The sequence below is a fragment of the Paenibacillus ottowii genome (assembly GCF_006874425.1).
GTDB classification, from domain to species: domain Bacteria; phylum Bacillota; class Bacilli; order Paenibacillales; family Paenibacillaceae; genus Paenibacillus; species Paenibacillus ottowii.
On sequence record NZ_VIJZ01000004.1, the window covers coordinates 361,058 to 377,418 of the forward strand.

At 46.1% G+C, this 16,361-nt stretch carries 19 protein-coding genes; all 19 read left to right on the forward strand.

The window, feature by feature from the left end; genetic code table 11:
- Positions 1 to 17: 17 nt before the first annotated feature.
- Positions 18 to 560, forward strand: a complete 543-nt coding sequence (gene hslV, locus FKV70_RS11815; protein ID WP_063208966.1) for an ATP-dependent protease subunit HslV — start codon at positions 18 to 20, stop codon at positions 558 to 560.
- 36 nt (positions 561 to 596) lie between these two features.
- Positions 597 to 1,997 (forward strand): ATP-dependent protease ATPase subunit HslU, encoded by a 1,401-nt coding sequence (gene hslU, locus FKV70_RS11820; protein WP_064798109.1) that lies wholly within the window; start codon positions 597 to 599, stop codon positions 1,995 to 1,997.
- 407 nt (positions 1,998 to 2,404) lie between these two features.
- Positions 2,405 to 2,812, forward strand: a complete 408-nt coding sequence (gene flgB / locus FKV70_RS11825) for a flagellar basal body rod protein FlgB (RefSeq protein ID WP_063208962.1) — start codon at positions 2,405 to 2,407, stop codon at positions 2,810 to 2,812.
- Positions 2,813 to 2,818: 6 nt separating this feature from the next.
- Positions 2,819 to 3,271 carry a flagellar basal body rod protein FlgC gene (gene flgC, locus FKV70_RS11830; RefSeq protein WP_063208960.1) on the forward strand — a complete coding sequence of 151 codons (453 nt, stop codon included), beginning with the start codon at positions 2,819 to 2,821 and terminating at the stop codon, positions 3,269 to 3,271.
- 39 nt (positions 3,272 to 3,310) lie between these two features.
- The gene (gene fliE, locus FKV70_RS11835; protein ID WP_007430020.1) at positions 3,311 to 3,625 is read left to right on the forward strand and encodes a flagellar hook-basal body complex protein FliE; all 315 of its coding nucleotides are present in this window, start codon (positions 3,311 to 3,313) and stop codon (positions 3,623 to 3,625) included.
- 37 nt (positions 3,626 to 3,662) lie between these two features.
- The gene (gene fliF, locus FKV70_RS11840) at positions 3,663 to 5,246 is read left to right on the forward strand and encodes a flagellar basal-body MS-ring/collar protein FliF (protein ID WP_063208958.1); all 1,584 of its coding nucleotides are present in this window, start codon (positions 3,663 to 3,665) and stop codon (positions 5,244 to 5,246) included.
- An 11-nt stretch (positions 5,247 to 5,257) separates the two neighbouring features.
- Positions 5,258 to 6,274, forward strand: coding sequence for a flagellar motor switch protein FliG (gene fliG / locus FKV70_RS11845; RefSeq protein ID WP_013370674.1), 1,017 nt, complete (start codon positions 5,258 to 5,260; stop codon positions 6,272 to 6,274).
- Positions 6,267 to 7,103 (forward strand): FliH/SctL family protein, encoded by an 837-nt coding sequence (locus tag FKV70_RS11850; RefSeq protein WP_063208948.1) that lies wholly within the window; start codon positions 6,267 to 6,269, stop codon positions 7,101 to 7,103. Before fliG ends, FKV70_RS11850 begins: the two co-directional genes overlap by 8 nt.
- Positions 7,090 to 8,409, forward strand: a complete 1,320-nt coding sequence (fliI, locus tag FKV70_RS11855) for a flagellar protein export ATPase FliI (RefSeq protein WP_142612958.1) — start codon at positions 7,090 to 7,092, stop codon at positions 8,407 to 8,409. The genes FKV70_RS11850 and fliI overlap by 14 nt, the downstream gene beginning before the upstream one ends.
- A 10-nt stretch (positions 8,410 to 8,419) precedes the next feature.
- Positions 8,420 to 8,863 (forward strand): flagellar export protein FliJ, encoded by a 444-nt coding sequence (gene fliJ / locus FKV70_RS11860; RefSeq protein ID WP_063208944.1) that lies wholly within the window; start codon positions 8,420 to 8,422, stop codon positions 8,861 to 8,863.
- A 47-nt stretch (positions 8,864 to 8,910) separates the two neighbouring features.
- Entirely contained in the window at positions 8,911 to 9,912 is a 1,002-nt protein-coding gene (locus FKV70_RS11865) for a magnesium transporter MgtE N-terminal domain-containing protein (RefSeq protein ID WP_142612959.1), read from the forward strand.
- A gap of 27 nt (positions 9,913 to 9,939) precedes the next feature.
- Positions 9,940 to 11,394 carry a flagellar hook-length control protein FliK gene (locus FKV70_RS11870; RefSeq protein WP_142612960.1) on the forward strand — a complete coding sequence of 485 codons (1,455 nt, stop codon included), beginning with the start codon at positions 9,940 to 9,942 and terminating at the stop codon, positions 11,392 to 11,394.
- Between the two features lie 19 nt (positions 11,395 to 11,413).
- Complete coding sequence (locus FKV70_RS11875; protein WP_064798105.1) at positions 11,414 to 11,956, forward strand: flagellar hook capping FlgD N-terminal domain-containing protein; 543 nt, start codon at positions 11,414 to 11,416, stop codon at positions 11,954 to 11,956.
- Entirely contained in the window at positions 11,953 to 12,333 is a 381-nt protein-coding gene (locus tag FKV70_RS11880; protein WP_064798104.1) for a TIGR02530 family flagellar biosynthesis protein, read from the forward strand. Before FKV70_RS11875 ends, FKV70_RS11880 begins: the two co-directional genes overlap by 4 nt.
- A gap of 104 nt (positions 12,334 to 12,437) precedes the next feature.
- Positions 12,438 to 13,247 (forward strand): flagellar basal body rod protein FlgG, encoded by an 810-nt coding sequence (flgG, locus tag FKV70_RS11885; RefSeq protein WP_142612961.1) that lies wholly within the window; start codon positions 12,438 to 12,440, stop codon positions 13,245 to 13,247.
- Positions 13,248 to 13,307: 60 nt separating this feature from the next.
- On the forward strand, positions 13,308 to 13,532 hold the full coding sequence (locus tag FKV70_RS11890) for a flagellar FlbD family protein (protein WP_007430031.1): 225 nt from the start codon (positions 13,308 to 13,310) through the stop codon (positions 13,530 to 13,532).
- Positions 13,529 to 14,002: a flagellar basal body-associated FliL family protein gene (locus FKV70_RS11895; RefSeq protein WP_013370684.1), complete on the forward strand. Its 474-nt coding sequence runs from the start codon at positions 13,529 to 13,531 to the stop codon at positions 14,000 to 14,002. Before FKV70_RS11890 ends, FKV70_RS11895 begins: the two co-directional genes overlap by 4 nt.
- 43 nt (positions 14,003 to 14,045) lie before the next feature.
- A complete protein-coding gene (gene fliM / locus FKV70_RS11900; protein WP_013370685.1) occupies positions 14,046 to 15,044 on the forward strand; it encodes a flagellar motor switch protein FliM in 999 nt (332 codons plus the stop codon).
- A complete protein-coding gene (gene fliY, locus FKV70_RS11905) occupies positions 15,034 to 16,347 on the forward strand; it encodes a flagellar motor switch phosphatase FliY (RefSeq protein ID WP_142612962.1) in 1,314 nt (437 codons plus the stop codon). The genes fliM and fliY overlap by 11 nt, the downstream gene beginning before the upstream one ends.
- Positions 16,348 to 16,361 lie beyond the last annotated feature (14 nt).

The following is a 16,361-nucleotide window of genomic DNA, read 5'->3' on the forward strand; positions in this document are numbered from 1 at the left end:
AAAAGGAGGAGCGCGTTATGGATATGTCCTTTCATGCTACCACCATCTGTGCTGTACGCCATAATGGCAAAGGAGCTATTGCGGGTGATGGGCAGGTAACGTTTGGCAACAGTGTTGTGATGAAGCAAACGGCTAAAAAAGTACGTAGATTGTATCGTGGTCAGGTCGTGGCGGGATTTGCGGGTTCGGTGGCCGATGCTATCACATTGTTTGAAAAGTTTGAAAATAAGCTGGAGGAACATCATGGAAATCTTCAACGGGCTGCTGTAGAACTGGCCAAGGACTGGCGGCAGGATCGTGTCTTACGCAAGTTGGAAGCGTTGATGATTGTGATGGATACAACCGGGATGCTGCTCATTTCTGGAGGCGGAGAAATTATTGAACCAGACGATGATGTGCTGGCCATTGGCTCAGGTGGTAACTTTGCATTGGCAGCTGCCCGTGCTTTCAAACGTCATGGCGATGGTATGGAAGCAAAGGACATGGCACGGGAAGCGCTAGAGGTTGCTTCAGAAATATGTGTGTATACGAACAGTCAGATTATCGTAGAAGAATTGTAAGTCGGCTCTGAGTATTCAAGGGTGGAGGAATGCAAAATGAATAATCAATCGTTGACGCCCAGACAAGTGGTATCCGAGCTGGATAAGTATATTGTCGGACAAAAGGAAGCTAAAAAATCTGTGGCTGTTGCCTTGCGCAACCGCTATCGTCGTAGTAAGCTACCGGATGATATTCGGGATGAAATTGTGCCTAAAAATATTTTGATGATCGGACCGACAGGTGTAGGTAAAACTGAAATTGCCCGCAGACTTGCGCGGCTTGTAGGGGCTCCTTTTGTCAAGGTGGAGGCGACCAAATTTACAGAAGTGGGTTACGTCGGTCGTGATGTGGAATCCATGGTGCGTGATCTGATGGAAACCTCTATCCGTATCGTCAAGTCGGAACGAACAGAGAATGTAAAAGACAAAGCGGAGGATATGGCCAATGAACGGATTGTCAACATCCTTGTACCTGCAGAAAAGTCGAATAAATCACAACGCAATCCCTTTGAAATGCTGTTTGGCAATAACACAGGCCCTTCGGTAGAAGAAGAACCAACACAACAGGACGGAACGTTGGCAGAGAAGCGACGCAAGGTTAAATTTGATCTGTTGTCCGGTAAGCTTGAGGATGATGTTATAGAGATTGATGTGGAGGATACCGCACCCAATATGCTCGATATGTTTGCCGGGCAAGGGAATGAACAAATGGGTATGAATATGCAGGAGATGTTCGGAAGTTTTCTGCCCAAGCGGACGAAGAAGCGCAAGCTACCCATCAAGGAGGCTCGCAAGGTACTGATTCAAGATGAAGCAGCCAAGTTGATCGATATGGATGATGTGATTCAGGAGTCTGTAAAGCGTGCTGAGCAATCCGGTATTATCTTTATTGATGAAATAGATAAGATTGCCAGCCAAGGCAAGGGAAGCGGGCCAGATGTGTCGAGAGAAGGAGTCCAGCGAGATATTTTACCTATTGTCGAGGGCTCTACCATTATGACTAAATACGGCCCAGTAAGAACAGACTACATTCTGTTTATTGCTGCAGGGGCTTTTCATGTAGCTAAACCATCAGATCTGATCCCCGAGCTTCAAGGCCGTTTCCCCATCCGGGTGGAACTAAGTAGTTTGACCTTGGATGAGTTTGTGTCGATATTGACGGAACCTAAAAATGCGCTGACCAAGCAATACACCGAATTGCTCCGTACCGAGGAAATAGAAGTCGAATTTTCTGCGGAAGCGATCCGTGAGATTGCCAGTATTGCCGAGTCTGTTAACCGCAACACTGAAAATATTGGTGCCCGGCGTTTGCATACCATCTTAGAGAAGCTGCTGGAGGACCTGTCATTTGAGGCCCCGGAGCTTACATTGGATCGTATGATCATTACACCGGAGTATGTGCGTGAGAAGCTGGGAGATATTGCCCAAAACAGGGACCTTAGTCAGTATATTTTATGAACTGAGTGTCTAAAAATAGGGTGTGAGGTCCAGAATAACACTATCTTGCACCGTCGTTTAGTCCTAGATACAGGTTAAGTTGATGATTTTTCTGTCTATTCCAAAAGTAGGACGTATAATCTATTACAGGTGTAAAGTGCTAAGAAAACATTCATTTTCTTGAAAAAAACCTGAAAAATTTAACAATTTATGCATCTAAAGCCCTCTTTTTTAAAAAAGATAGGGCTTTTTTCTTATTGTAATTAGGTCCCAACTCTACGAAACTTAGAATATATGACAGAAAGTTAAGATTTTCTACTTAAGACCTAAAAGAAATGTATAATTATGAAATTTTATTGTCGAAAAAAAGTGAAAAATCTTGTTTTATTGAATCTTACTTTGTAGTAGACGCTGGAGGGAGGAGCTAAATGAATCTGCTGGGTGATCTAAGCTTTCAAAAGCTTCAAGCAGGTGTACAAGCAGCCAATACTAGACAACGTGTAATGGCTGATAATATTTCCAATGCGGACACTCCGTATTTTAAGCGTTCGGAGGTTTCATTTGAAGAACTGCTTCAGCAGCAAATGGACGGTGATGTCACACCACTGCGTGGAAAGGTAACCAATTCAAGACATTTTCAAATAGGACCTGTGAACTCCATTCCTGATGCCACGGTCATCAAAGATGGGTACTCGGTCATGAATAACAACATGAATAACGTAGATATAGACAGAGAAATGAGTCTTATGGCTGAAAATCAACTAAGATATAATACCTACATCCAAGAAATTAATGATCGAATCAAAATGATGAGAACAGCGGTAGAAGGGAGATAGGACCAGGTGAAGATCAACAACGGTTTTGATATAAGTGCGTCTGCTCTTACGGCCCAACGGTTGCGGATGGACGTTATATCGAGCAACATCGCCAACGCAGAGACAACTCGGGCGAAGGTGGAGAATGGACAAGCAATTCCATATCGAAGAAAAACGGTTGTTCTGGAGCCGAACCAATCTGGCTTTGCCGATGTTTTGAAGGCTCAAATGGAAGGAAGCAGTACAAGCGCCGCTGGCGTTAAGGTTGCTCAAATTCAGGAAGATCAGTCACCTTTGAAGCCAGTGTACAATCCGGGTCACCCGGACGCTGATAAAGATGGCTATGTATATATGCCTAATGTAGACATTATGAAAGAAATGGTCGACATGATTTCCGCAACACGCTCATACGAAGCCAATGTAACAGCCCTGAATGCTTCAAAGGCGATGGTTTCCAAAGCGCTTGAAATCGGTCGCTAAGTTTTAGGACTACTAACTACTTAATAGGGAGAGTAAAACATGATTCAGAACGCCATGTTTAATGTACAGACACCGGTAATACAGCAGATTCAATCGCCTAACAATGAGTTGACGAAAGCGACGCCTTCCGAATCCTTGAAGGATTTTGGTTCCTTCCTAAAGGATGCTCTCAATGAAGTAGGGCAGCAGGAAGCCGCTACACACCAGATGTCCGACCAATTCATGGCAGGCAAAGTTGATGTGGATCAGGTCATGATCACTTCACAACAAGCGCTGCTTTCCCTGCAGCTTACTACACAGGTCCGAAACAAAGCGATCGAAGCCTATCAGGAGATCATGCGTACACAGATGTAAAGTGAGGGTTTAGCAAAGTTTCGGATGGGGTGACGGAGTGAACGAGAGAATCGCCCAATATCGGGATAAGATTTCCGGTTATTGGAATAATTTCAGCAAAAAACAGAAGATATTACTTGTTTCGACATTAGCATTCATCATAATCGCCATTGTAGTGCTAACGATGCAGTTTACCAAAACCGAGTATGAAGTGGCCTTCCGGGATTTAAATGCAAATGATGCTGCCGGAGTCATTAAATATCTCGATTCTGCGGGTATACCGTATCAGCTTAACGCTGGTGGAACACAAATTTCAGTCCCAACTGCAAACGCGGACAAGGCGAAAGTAGATGTTGGGTCTCAAGGCCTGATTCAGAAGGGGTCAATTGGCATGAGTGCCTTTGATCAGTCCTCATCGGCCATTGGCATGACGGAGAACGAGTTCAATGTGAAGTACAACAACGCATTGAACGGCGAAGTACAGCAACTGTTGGAACGGATGGATGGTGTCCAAAGCTCCAAGGTTGTCATTAATATGCCAAAGGAAAACATTTTTGCCGGACTTGAAGAAAAGGACAAAGCCTCTGCTTCGATTCAAATGGAATTCGAACCTGGCTTTACTCCCAATCAGCAGGCAATCGACGGATATTTTAACCTGGTAAAAACGGCTGTGCCGAATTTGCCAGTAGAAAACATTACGATCACCAATAAGGAATATGAGTTGATTCCAACGGCCAAGGGCGGCCAAGGTGGACTCACGAGTGGTGTTCAGGAAAACATGGCTCTACAGAAGAAGTTTGAGAGCGATGTAAGGAACAATGTTCAACAATTTTTGTCGAAAATTGTTGGAGACGACAAGGTAAACGTGCTGGTTATGTCCCAACTGAATTTCGACAAAGTAACATCCAAGGAACAAATGGTCACACCTGTTGACCAAACGAAAATGAAGGGTATTGAAATCAGTGCCCAACAAATTCAGGAAAGTTATACGGGTAGTAGTGGACAAACCGGAGGAGTTGCAGGGACAGGAACGCAGGATGTCCCGGGTTACCCTGGGGGAGCCAATTCCGGCAATACCAGCTCGGATAAGAGCTCAAGTACGATTAACTACGAAGTTAACCGGATTGCAAGGGATATAATCCAAAGTCCGTACACTGTAAAAGATTTAACCATTAATGTAGCAGTTGAACCACCAACAGGTCAGCAAACGTTGGATACTGCAACTCAGACAGCAATTCAAAATATTTTGGTTAATATTGTAAGAGCATCGCTGGCGAATTCCGGTACTACTTTTACAGACGCAGATTTGGCTAAAAAGGTTTCAGTATTCTCGCAAGCTGCTCCGGCGCCTACGAGTACCAATACATTCTTCTCAGCTTCCAACCCGTGGATGTGGGGCATCGGAGCTGCAGTTCTGGCACTGTTGGCGGGTGTAATCTTCTTCATCGTACGCAGTCGTCGTAATCAGGAAGAAGAGTTGGATGAAGAATTGCAACTGATGCCAACGCCGACGGAATTCCCGTCCATTACGATGGAAAGTGTGACAAATGAAAGTCAAGTGCGTAAACAGCTTGAAAGTCTGGCGAAAAAGAAACCCGACGAATTCGTCAATCTGCTTCGTACATGGCTGGCTGACGAATAGAGGTGAGTTCATTGGCAAAGGCAAGCAGTCAAGGTTTAACGGGAAGACAGAAAGCAGCTATTCTTCTGATCACAATGGGGCCAGAAGTATCTGCTCAAATATTCAAGCATTTGCGTGATGAAGAGATCGAGCAACTTACATTGGAAATTGCTAATGTACGGAAGGTCGATGCCATTGAAAAAGACTCCATTATGGCCGAGTTTCATCAAATTTGTCTGGCTCAGGAGTACATTTCCCAAGGCGGTATTAATTACGCCAAAGAAATATTGGAGAAAGCGCTCGGATCGCAAAAAGCAGTTGAGGTCATTAACCGTTTGACGGCGACATTACAGGTGAGACCTTTCGATTTTGCTCGTAAGGCTGATCCGAACCAAATATTGAATTTTATACAGAATGAGAATCCGCAAACTATTGCTCTCGTGCTTTCATACTTGCAGTTTGAGCAAGCAGCGGCAATTCTATCGTCCCTGCCACAGGAAAAGCAGGCGGATGTGGCCCGGCGCGTTGCTGTCATGGACAGTACATCTCCGGAAGTCATCTCTCAAGTGGAACGAGTATTGGAGCAAAAGCTCTCGGCAACTGCGACGCAGGATTACACGAATGCAGGCGGGATCGAGTCTATCGTTCAGATTTTGAACGGTGTAGACCGTGGAACCGAGCGTACAATTCTCGACTCGCTTGAAATTCAAGATCCTGAACTGGCTGAGGAAATCAAGAAAAGAATGTTCGTATTCGAGGATATCGTCAATGTGGACAACCGGTCCATTCAACGCATTATCCGCGACATCGACAATGCAGACTTGCAATTGGCGCTTAAAGTGTCCAGTGAAGAAGTTCGCGATGTAATTTTCCGAAATATGTCGAAACGTATGGCAGAAACCTTCAAAGAGGAAATGGAGTACATGGGACCGGTGCGGCTGCGTGATGTGGAAGAAGCACAAACACGTATCGTATCAACGATCCGCAGATTGGAAGAGGCCGGTGAGATTATAATCGCACGCGGCGGAGGAGATGACATCATTGTCTAACTTGATTAAATCTTTCCAATATGTGCCTGTAGAGGCTTTGAAAACGATTGATGTGGCACATACATATGTGCCAGAAACGACAGATGAAGAAATTTCAACCGAATATACGGAGCCAGAACCCAAGCGAGATTATGAGGCAGAACGGCTCCGAGATGAAATGCTGAATGATGCTAAGGACTTTGCCGAACGTCAGGTACGCGAGGCGGCTGAAGAAGCGGAACGAATGCTTCAGGAAGCACAACAGCAGATTGAAGATTGGTGGCAGGAACGACGCGAGCATGACGATCAGTTGATTCAGTCGATAAAAGCAGATGGATTTCAACAAGGATATGAAGAAGGCCAGAAGTTGGCCGAAGCCGAGCTTCAGACGAAATCGGAGCAGATGATGGAAGAAGCACAAGATATTCTGCGTCAGGCCTATGAGATTAAGGAACAACTGATTCAGGAAGCCGAGCCCTTTCTGGTTGAACTGAGCAGTGCAATTGCCGAGAAGGTTATTGAAAAACAGCTCAGTCTTGAGCCGGAATATACGATTGAGTTAATTCGTAAAAATTTGGCTCGTAAGCGAGAAAAAGGAATCATTACACTGTGTGTATCGCCTCAGCATTTCGCATTTGTGCAAGGTGCACGGGAAGAATTGTCGTTATCTGTCGATTCGCAGGCAGAACTGCAAATTATTCCGGATGGCACCGTAAAAGATCGCGGTTGCGTTATCCGTTCTTCCTTTGGAAGCGTGGATGCGCGAATCGATACGCAATTAGCTGAGATTAAAAAAGAACTGCTGCGTCTAGCACATGAAAATGAGGAGCGAAGACATGAAGGGGCTTAACGCGCAGCGCTACATGGATCATTTGCGACAGCTGGACCCGGTTCGGGTGAATGGCAAGGTTACACAGGTTATCGGCTTGATGGTTGAATCGGAAGGTCCTGACGCCAGTATCGGGGATGTTTGTTATATTTATCCCGGCAAAGTGGCAAAGCCATTGCAGGCAGAGGTTGTTGGCTTCAGAGACAATAAAGTGCTTCTGATGCCACTTGGGGAACTACAATCCATTGGTCCTGGTTGTGATGTTGTAGGAACAGGGAAGCCGCTGAATGTACAGGTTGGATCGGAGCTGTTAGGCAAAGTGCTGGATGGTTTGGGTCAGCCTTTGGACGGTTCACTGATTCCCTCGCGAATGGCGAGATATTCAACTTTCAATATCCCGTCTAATCCACTGAATCGTCCGCGTGTGCAGGAACCCATTAGTATCGGAGTACGTGCAATTGACGGATTGCTTACGATTGGTAAAGGACAACGGGTTGGTATTTTTGCAGGCTCAGGTGTAGGTAAGAGTACTTTAATGGGTATGATTGCCCGTAATACGGAAGCAGATGTGAACGTAATTGCCTTGATCGGAGAACGTGGGCGCGAGGTGCTGGATTTTATTGAACGTGATTTGGGCCCAGAGGGACTAGAACGCTCTGTAGTTATTGTGGCCACTTCCGACCAACCGGCGTTGATCCGCATTAAGGGTGCACTTATTGCAACGACGATAGCGGAATATTTCCGGGATCGCGGGTTGAATGTCATGCTGATGATGGATTCAGTTACCCGGTATGCGATGGCCCAGCGTGAAGTTGGTTTAGCGGTAGGGGAGCCGCCAGCGATGAGAGGATACACACCTTCTGTGTTTGCTAGTCTGCCTAAGCTGCTGGAACGTGCAGGGACAGGTCCTACTGGCTCCATAACCGCATTTTATACAGTGCTGGTTGATGGTGACGACATGAACGAGCCGATCGCGGATGCGGTGCGTGGGATATTGGATGGACACATTGTCTTGAACCGTGGGATTGCAAACAAAGGACATTTTCCCGCAATTGATGTGTTAGCAAGTATTAGTCGGGTCATGAAGGACATTGCACCCAGAGATCAGATAGAAGCGGCCGAAAATATTAAGCGCTTGATGGCCATTTACAAAGATTCAGAGGACCTCATTAATATTGGGGCTTATCAACAGGGCTCGAATGCAGAAATTGACGAATCTATGGAGCGCATACGGGATATATGGGATTTTACAAGACAAAGAACAGATGAAAAGGCCGAGCTGGACGAGGTACGGGAACGTTTGATTTCTGAATTTACGAGGAGATGAAGGTTGAACGATGAGATTTCAGTATTCCTTTCAAAAAGTTGTAGACTTGAAAACGAACGAAAAGTCACAGGCTGAATGGATGCTTTCCAGTGCAGTTGGACAATTGCAGGCTGAGGAGCAGACATTAACACAGCTTATAGGCGAAAGGAATCGGGTCATATCAGCCATTCAAAAGGCTGCCGAAGATTGCGCGCCACTCTCTAGCATTCAGGAATTACAGGCTTATGTCAATCATCTGGATCAATGTATTACACGCAAGCATAGGGATGTTCAATATGCGCAGCAAAATGTGCAAAGCAAACAAACCGTTTTGACCGATAAAATGCTGGATGAACAAGTTTGGCTGAAAGCAAGAGAGAAGGCCAACGTGAAATTCCAACAGGAAATGCTCCTGCGCGAGCAGAATGAGCTGGATGAAATGGCTTCCGTGCGATTTGCCATGAAAGCCCGGTAAGCGGAACGTCATAGGATACGCATATCAGCTGCCTGAGGAGGAAGACGATGGCACAGAAGTTAGCAGATAATGAACTGGATATGGATTTAGAAAAAGAATCAGGCGGTGGATTTGAACGGTTTTTGTTTTTCCTGATTCCGATTGTTTTCACAATTGTTCTGGTCGGGGTCCTGCTTACATTGTTCAATATGGACTTCAGAAGTGAAATGATTTCGTTAGGGAGTAAAATTCCAGTTGTTAAAAATTGGATACCTGAACCAAAGGACAAAGCGAGCCAAACAAAAGAGGCTGATCAGAAGGCACAGTCTGAAAGTTCTGAAGCAACCATTCAGCAGTTAAAAGCAGATTTGGCCAAGCAGACGGAAGAACTCAAAAAGGCTACCACAGCTAAGACGACACAGGATAAGAAGGTTACTGAACTTCAGAATCAGGTCAACACGCTGCAAACGCAACAGGGACAACAGTCGCAGACGGGTCAACAGGGACAGATCAGCCAGCAAGGGCAAGCAGGTACGCAAACTACAGGTGGAACAACAAATGAAGATCCTTATGTAAAACAGACCAGAGAACTTGCCAGCATGTATGAAGGAATGACGGCAAGTAAAGCGGCACCGATCATGGAGAACCTGACTACGGAAGAGACTGTGCAGCTATTGAGCTACATGGACCCTGCTAACAGTGCGAAGATTTTGCAAAAGATGGATGCTAAAAAAGCAGCGGATATTACGATGGCTCTGAAAAACGTAACGCCGTCTACGGATTTATCGGTAGCTGCGTTGCAGTCCCGTCTGAAAAAGGATCAAGGAGCTACCGCCGGAACGAAGAGTAAAAGTCTGCAAAGCACTCAAATCAGCAGTACATTTGCGTCGATGGACAAGAAAAGTGGTGCCGAACTTATTTTACAAACATACAAAATCAGTCCGGATAAGGCATTAAACATATTAAATACAGTAGATGATTCGACACGTGCTTCTTTACTGCAAAACATGTCTGCCAAGGATGCAGGCCAGACCGCGAAAATCTTGAATAAACTGATGGGCAGTAAGTAGTTCGAATTGAAGGGAGGTGAAAAAAATATGACCCTGATTTCTCAAAGTGTATCTCTTAGCTCTAGTCAAACAGCTAGCGGTACGACAGCATCAACAGCGAGTACAACCACGGCTGCTGGAGCAACCACAGGTGCTTTTAATCAAACACTGACACAAATGATGACAGGCGGGCAAACGGGCTCAGCAGGAACAGATTCAAATGGTTCTTCATTAGTTATGGTGCTGCCGCTTATTGCAAACGGAGAATCTACGGAAGCTCCAACCGAGCCGCTGGTTGAAACCTTGGCTCCTCTGCTGCAAAATCTCGAAAAGCTGGATGATCAGGTAGTTGCTGATCCTGCTCTGCTTGCAACTTTGCAATCGTGGATTCAGCAAGTGCAACAGTTTTTGCAAGGCAATGGAACAAATCAACAAGCAGGCGGCGTGGAAACAACTGAGGCTACAGGCTTAACAGCCTTGGCAGCTAATCCTGCAACTCTTCGGTTTGCACTACAGGACGCTTTATCACAACTTGCAAATGTAGCAGAGCAGGCTTCGGGCGACCAAAAGGCTAAGGTGACACAGTTACTACAATCGCTTCAAAGCGCAACGGCTGGGATGGGGGCTATTCCCGATGAACAGTGGAATGGGGTAATGAAAGCTGTGGAACTTGCTGATCGTGGGAATTCTCGAGCGGTTCAGCCTTCTGCACAACGGGCAAATGGTGCTCAGACATTAACTGTAACTTCTACAAATAAACAGGTTGCTCCTCAGCAGCAAGCAAGTCAGGGTGAAACGAGTCAGCAAGGCGCAGAAGGACAACGTTCATCAACGAATCTTCTCGTTCAGTCCGCAGTTAAAACGACTGCAGCGGATGAAGCAGGTACATTTGTAGATGCAGCTGAGCAAGCGGATCCGGCGACAACTGATAATCAGACTCCGGTGATCACAACTGCAGGGCAGCTTTCGGTGCAAACACAAGGAACTACACCTTCGGCTCCAGCTCAACCCGTCGTACATGTACGGCAATTTGCCAAGGAAATGACTGAGTTTGTAGTGCAGAAGCTTGATATTGTAAAGCACACGGGTTTGACAGAAGCGACCATCATGCTTCGTCCAGATCATCTGGGCCAGCTGGAGGTTAAGCTGACGATGCAAAATGGGCATTTGGTTGCACAGTTCATGACTGAACACAGCGGGGCGAAGGATTTGCTGGAACAGCAAATGTCGCAGTTGCGTGCAAGCCTTCAAAACCAAGGCATCCAGGTAGATAAAGTAGAAGTAACGCACAATGAGTCGCTATCCTCTCATATGTATCAGGATGGCCGCGGTTCTGGAGCTAATCAGCAGCAGCAATCTAACCAACGTTCTAAAGCTCGAGGCAGAGAAGAGAGCGAGGATGCTCTGAAGGTAGCTGAAATGACAGAAGAGCTTCGTAACTGGACAGCAGAACAACGTGCAGATGACTTGAATCGGACAGGCTCCTTTACAGCACAAGCGTAATGATGGAGGTGAGAACACAATGACGACTACAGACAACAATGTATCCACCAGTAACGTCTGGCCGAACTACAATGTAAATAATGTTAAAACAGCAAGTGCCAAGGATACGAAAACGATGGGGAAAGATCAATTTCTAAAAATTTTGATCACTCAGTTACAAAATCAGGATCCCATGCAGCCTTTGGAGGATAAAGAATTTGTCGCCCAAATGGCACAGTTTTCCTCGGTGGAACAACTGATGAACATTTCTACGCAGTTGACTGCTTTGGGACAGTCTTTGGGGACAGCTTCCGGTTTGATCGGAAAAGAAGTCAGCTGGATTGAGCCAGGTAAAAAGGATCCCCTTACAGGTGAAGCAGGCGCAGGTACTGTAAAAAGTGGAATCGTAGATTCCATCGTTGTTCGCGACGGTGTGCAGTATGCCAAAATGGGGGCGGCTGAGGTGGCATTAAAAGATGTAACATCGGTAAGCCAGGCCAGCACAACGGCTCCCGCTACAGAGACGTCAGGTACTTCAGATACTCCATCTTCTTCCTCCACTGGAAGCGGTGAGAATTCATGAATGACAGGATAACGGTCGGACGCCTTTTTCCTACCAACGTTCCTCCGGCAGCGGTCACTCAAAACCGAGTAAATTCGGTAACAAAGGATACCAAACCGTTCGGTCAGGTGTTGCAGGAACAGGTGCTCAAGCTCAGCAATCATGCTGCCAAGCGGCTGGAACAGCGGGGAATAGAATTGAAAAGTGACCAAATGGAAAAAATCAACTCTGCTGTGGATAAGGCTGCTGCCAAAGGTGCCAAAGAATCTTTAATTTTAATGCAAGATATGGCCTTGATTGTTAGTGTGCCTAATCGAACAGTTGTTACTGCGATGGACAAGCAGTCCATGGAGGATAACGTATTTACGCAGATAGATAGTGCTGTAATTATTTCATAAAAATAATACGAAATGGCTGGCCCGAATCAGGAAAGCCATCATAAAAGCCGCGGATCGACTGATGCGGTCAACTAAGCAACCAATCAGAGGAGGATTTATACTCAATGTTGAGATCAATGTATTCAGGTGTATCGGGCATGAAGGGCTTTCAAACAAAGCTGGACGTTATCGGTAACAACATTGCAAACGTAAATACTACAGGCTTTAAGTCCAGCCGAGTGATGTTCAAGGATATTTTGAGCCAAACCAGCTCGGGCGCAAGTGCACCTGATGCTACGACAACTGCAGGTCAAAATGCCAAGCAGGTTGGTCTAGGGGTGTCCGTCAGCTCAATTGATACGATGCATCTTCCAGGTAGTGCAATGACTACGAACAATCCAACGGATTTGCGGATTAACGGTGACGGCTTCTTCCTGGTGAAAATGAGCGATGCACAGGATGTTCCTTATCTGACTCGTGCGGGTGATTTTCACGTAGACGCAAACCGGAATCTGGTTACTTCCGATGGATTTTTCGTAACAAGTTTAGGTGGCGATCCAATCACACTTGCTGACAATGTGACATCATTCTCCATTCAACAGAATGGCACAATTGTACAACAATTGGATGACGGAACAGTTGACAACGGCACGCAAATTGCATTAGCAAAAGTCACAAACCCAGAAGGATTGGAAAAAATCGGTGGAAGCTTGTACCGTACTACGGTCAACTCAAATATCGATGCAATTGAGCCTGGAGTAGCGAATGAAAATGGTCTTGGAGCTATTATCTCTGGTCAGCTGGAAATGTCCAACGTTGATCTGACTGGGGAATTTACCGAAATGATCGTAGCTCAGCGTGGATTCCAAGCGAACTCACGTATCATTACGACTTCGGATGAAGTGCTTCAGGAAGTTGTAAACTTGAAACGATAATCTCATTTAAACGCGGAGGAGTAGAGGCTCCTCCGCACCTATCAGGAGGTTGGTGTTACGATGATCCCGTTAACGCGGCTGAACGGCTCGCCTATGTGGCTTAATGCGCTGCTCATTGAGACTGTGGAGGAAACACCGGATACATACGTCACTTTGGTGACGGGGAAACGGTTGATTGTATTGGAAAAAGCGGCAGATGTCGTCTCCTTGATCAAGGATTACAGCCGTGAAATCGGCATCCATGCCGCCACGATAAAAGTGCAACAAATGGAGGAAGACGAATGAAGAAGATGCTGCCATGGCTCATTACAATTTTACTCGCGATTACTTTGATTGCAGGCGCGGCCTTTGTACTTATACCAGCGCTTAGCGGGAAGAAGTCGGAAGTCATACCGAATGCGCAAGCCGCTCAAGCAGAACAACTTCCAAGATTGTCAGCAGATGAATTGGTGGAAGTAAGCTCTGAAATTACCGGTATCAAAACGAATTTGGCAGATGCAGATTACATTGTGCAGATGAATCTTGCTTTTCAATTGAACGATGCCAAAGCAAAAGAAGCGTTTGAAAAAATCAAGGACATTAGTATTAAACCGATCGTTATTCAATTACTCGCAGACACCAAACCTGATGAGCTCAGAACGGCTAAAGGCCGGGATCAGTTCAGTGACAAGCTGACGGATCTCATCAATAAGTCGCTCCCTGAAGGTCACCTGGGGAACGCCAAAATTACAGACTTTTTGCTGGCAGCCATTTGATTCCAGGTGATTTTGTCAGGAACACGTAAGGGGGTGAATAACATTGGTGGATGTACTGTCACAAGGGGAAATTGATGCCCTTTTAGCAGCTCTCTCGTCCGGTGAAATGGATGCGGAAGAACTCAAAAAGGAAGAGACCCAAAAGAAAGTTCGCGCATATGATTTTAAAAGAGCGCTTAGGTTTTCCAAGGACCATATACGAAGTCTGACGCGGATACACGAGAACTTTGCACGGTATCTGACCACTTATTTTTCAGCACAGCTTCGTACTTTTGTCCAGATTAATGTCGTTCAGGTGGAGCAGCTTCCATATGATGAATTCATTCGCTCCATTCCGAAAATGACCATACTAAACATTTTTGAAGCTGAACCACTGGAAGGCCGAATGGTGCTTGAGGTTCACCCGAACGTAGCTTATGCCATGCTGGACAGGCTTCTCGGAGGAACAGGTTCGGCACCAACCAAGGTTACCGCATTGACCGAAATCGAGACGACGATCATGGAGCGAATTTTCAGCCGTACCTTTGATAGCCTGCAAGAGGCTTGGAAAACGGTACTGGATATTGAACCACGCCTAGAGGCTATGGAAACGAATCCGCAGTTCATGCAGATTGTTTCGCCGAATGAGACGATTGCTCTGATTTCGCTTAGCACCAAAATTGGTGATACCACGGGGATGATTAACCTCTGTATTCCGCACGTGGTATTGGAACCTATTATGGCCAGACTGTCCACGCACCAGTGGTTTACATCCGAAAAGAAATCAAGGGCGCCTGAAGAGATTGACGCCTTGAGATTACGGGTCACCAAAGCAGAACTCCCTATTATTGCGGAGTTGGGTGAATCCCGGATAAATGTAGCCGAGTTTTTGGGCCTTTCGGTAGGAGATGTCATTTCATTGAACAAGCCTGTCAAAGAAGGACTATCCATCCGGGTAGGCGAGAAATTGAAGTTTATGGGAAGTCCCGGCATGGTAAGAGATCGTGTTGCCGTACAAATTGATGAAATTGTCAACGAAGGAGTTGAAGAAATTGACGAGTAAAGACTATTTGTCCCAGGAGGAAATTGATGCCTTGCTGAAACAGTCTGAAGCGGGGACGGATTCTACTCCCGCAGGCAAGACCGTTGACGATTTTCTGACTTCTCTGGAGCAGGATGCTCTCGGAGAAATCGGTAATATAACGTTCGGCAGCGCAGCTACGGCTCTTTCCACACTGCTCGGTCAAAAGGTGGATATTACGACACCTAAGGTTTCAATTATTACACGTTCTGAATTTGAAACTGCATTTCCAAAGCCGCACGTAGCCGTGCATGTGAATTACGTCGATGGATTTGAAGGCATTAACTCGCTTGTAATTAAAAAGCGTGATGCGCAGGTTATAGCAGATTTAATGCTTGGTGGTGGAGGAAACCCGGCAGATGAAGAATTGAATGAAATTCACATCAGTGCTGTGCAGGAAGCGATGAACCAAATGATGGGATCATCTGCGACCTCCATGTCTACCATGTTTAATCGTTTTGTTAATATCTCTCCACCGGGAATTGATATATTGGACCCTCTGCACGGTGATGGAGTATCCAGCCTGCCAGATGAAGAAACGCTGATTACCGTATCCTTCCGGTTATTGATTGGAGATCTGATCGATTCTACATTGATGCAACTGTTACCTGTTAATTTCGCCAAAAAAATGGTGAGCATCTTAATGAATGGCGGAGAGGATGACGAGCAACCGCAATCGTCCGCACAGCAGGCAGCTGCAACGTCTGCTCCCGAAGCGCCGAAACAGGCTAGCACTCCGCAGCCGCCGTCTGCACCAGCCTACCAACAGCCGCCTGCAGCCGCGCAGGCGCCGCAAGATGCAGGCTATGGACAACAACCGCCAATGTATCCTCAAGACCCGGGATACGGGCAGCAGGGCGCTCCAGGGTATGGAACGCCGGGTTATGGAATGCCAGCAGGTGTACCGCCGCAAGCGCCTTATGGAACGCCTCATCATTACGGGGCTGTACCGCCGGGACGTAATGTAAATGTGCAGCCTGTACAATTCTCTAACTTGCAGTCCGGTGGATTTCCGCAGGTGGATGAAAACAATTTAAATTTATTGATGGACATTCCCCTTAGAGTCACCGTAGAATTAGGAAGGACCCAAAAGCAAATTAAAGATATTCTGGAGCTCTCACAAGGTTCAATTATTGAATTGGACAAGCTTGCCGGGGAGCCGGTAGACATTATGGTTAACAACAAACTGATTGCCAAGGGCGAGGTTGTCGTAATTGACGAGAACTTTGGCGTGCGTGTAACGGATATTGTAAGCCAATGGGACCGAATTCAAAAAATACAATAAAAGGATAATTTAGG

Excerpts from the sequence above, each read along its gene's own strand:
- FKV70_RS11870 (WP_142612960.1), top strand. The coding sequence starts at position 9,940 with ATGACCCTGATTTCTCAAAGTGTATCTCTTAGCTCTAGTCAAACAGCT.
- FKV70_RS11880 (WP_064798104.1), top strand. The coding sequence starts at position 11,953 with ATGAATGACAGGATAACGGTCGGACGCCTTTTTCCTACCAACGTTCCT.
- fliE (WP_007430020.1), top strand. The coding sequence starts at position 3,311 with ATGATTCAGAACGCCATGTTTAATGTACAGACACCGGTAATACAGCAG.
- FKV70_RS11895 (WP_013370684.1), top strand. The coding sequence starts at position 13,529 with ATGAAGAAGATGCTGCCATGGCTCATTACAATTTTACTCGCGATTACT.
- hslV (WP_063208966.1), top strand. The coding sequence starts at position 18 with ATGGATATGTCCTTTCATGCTACCACCATCTGTGCTGTACGCCATAAT.
- flgB (WP_063208962.1), top strand. The coding sequence starts at position 2,405 with ATGAATCTGCTGGGTGATCTAAGCTTTCAAAAGCTTCAAGCAGGTGTA.
- flgG (WP_142612961.1), top strand. The coding sequence starts at position 12,438 with ATGTTGAGATCAATGTATTCAGGTGTATCGGGCATGAAGGGCTTTCAA.
- fliI (WP_142612958.1), top strand. The coding sequence starts at position 7,090 with ATGAAGGGGCTTAACGCGCAGCGCTACATGGATCATTTGCGACAGCTG.
- FKV70_RS11865 (WP_142612959.1), top strand. The coding sequence starts at position 8,911 with ATGGCACAGAAGTTAGCAGATAATGAACTGGATATGGATTTAGAAAAA.
- FKV70_RS11890 (WP_007430031.1), top strand. The coding sequence starts at position 13,308 with ATGATCCCGTTAACGCGGCTGAACGGCTCGCCTATGTGGCTTAATGCG.
- FKV70_RS11875 (WP_064798105.1), top strand. The coding sequence starts at position 11,414 with ATGACGACTACAGACAACAATGTATCCACCAGTAACGTCTGGCCGAAC.
- hslU (WP_064798109.1), top strand. The coding sequence starts at position 597 with ATGAATAATCAATCGTTGACGCCCAGACAAGTGGTATCCGAGCTGGAT.
- fliJ (WP_063208944.1), top strand. The coding sequence starts at position 8,420 with ATGAGATTTCAGTATTCCTTTCAAAAAGTTGTAGACTTGAAAACGAAC.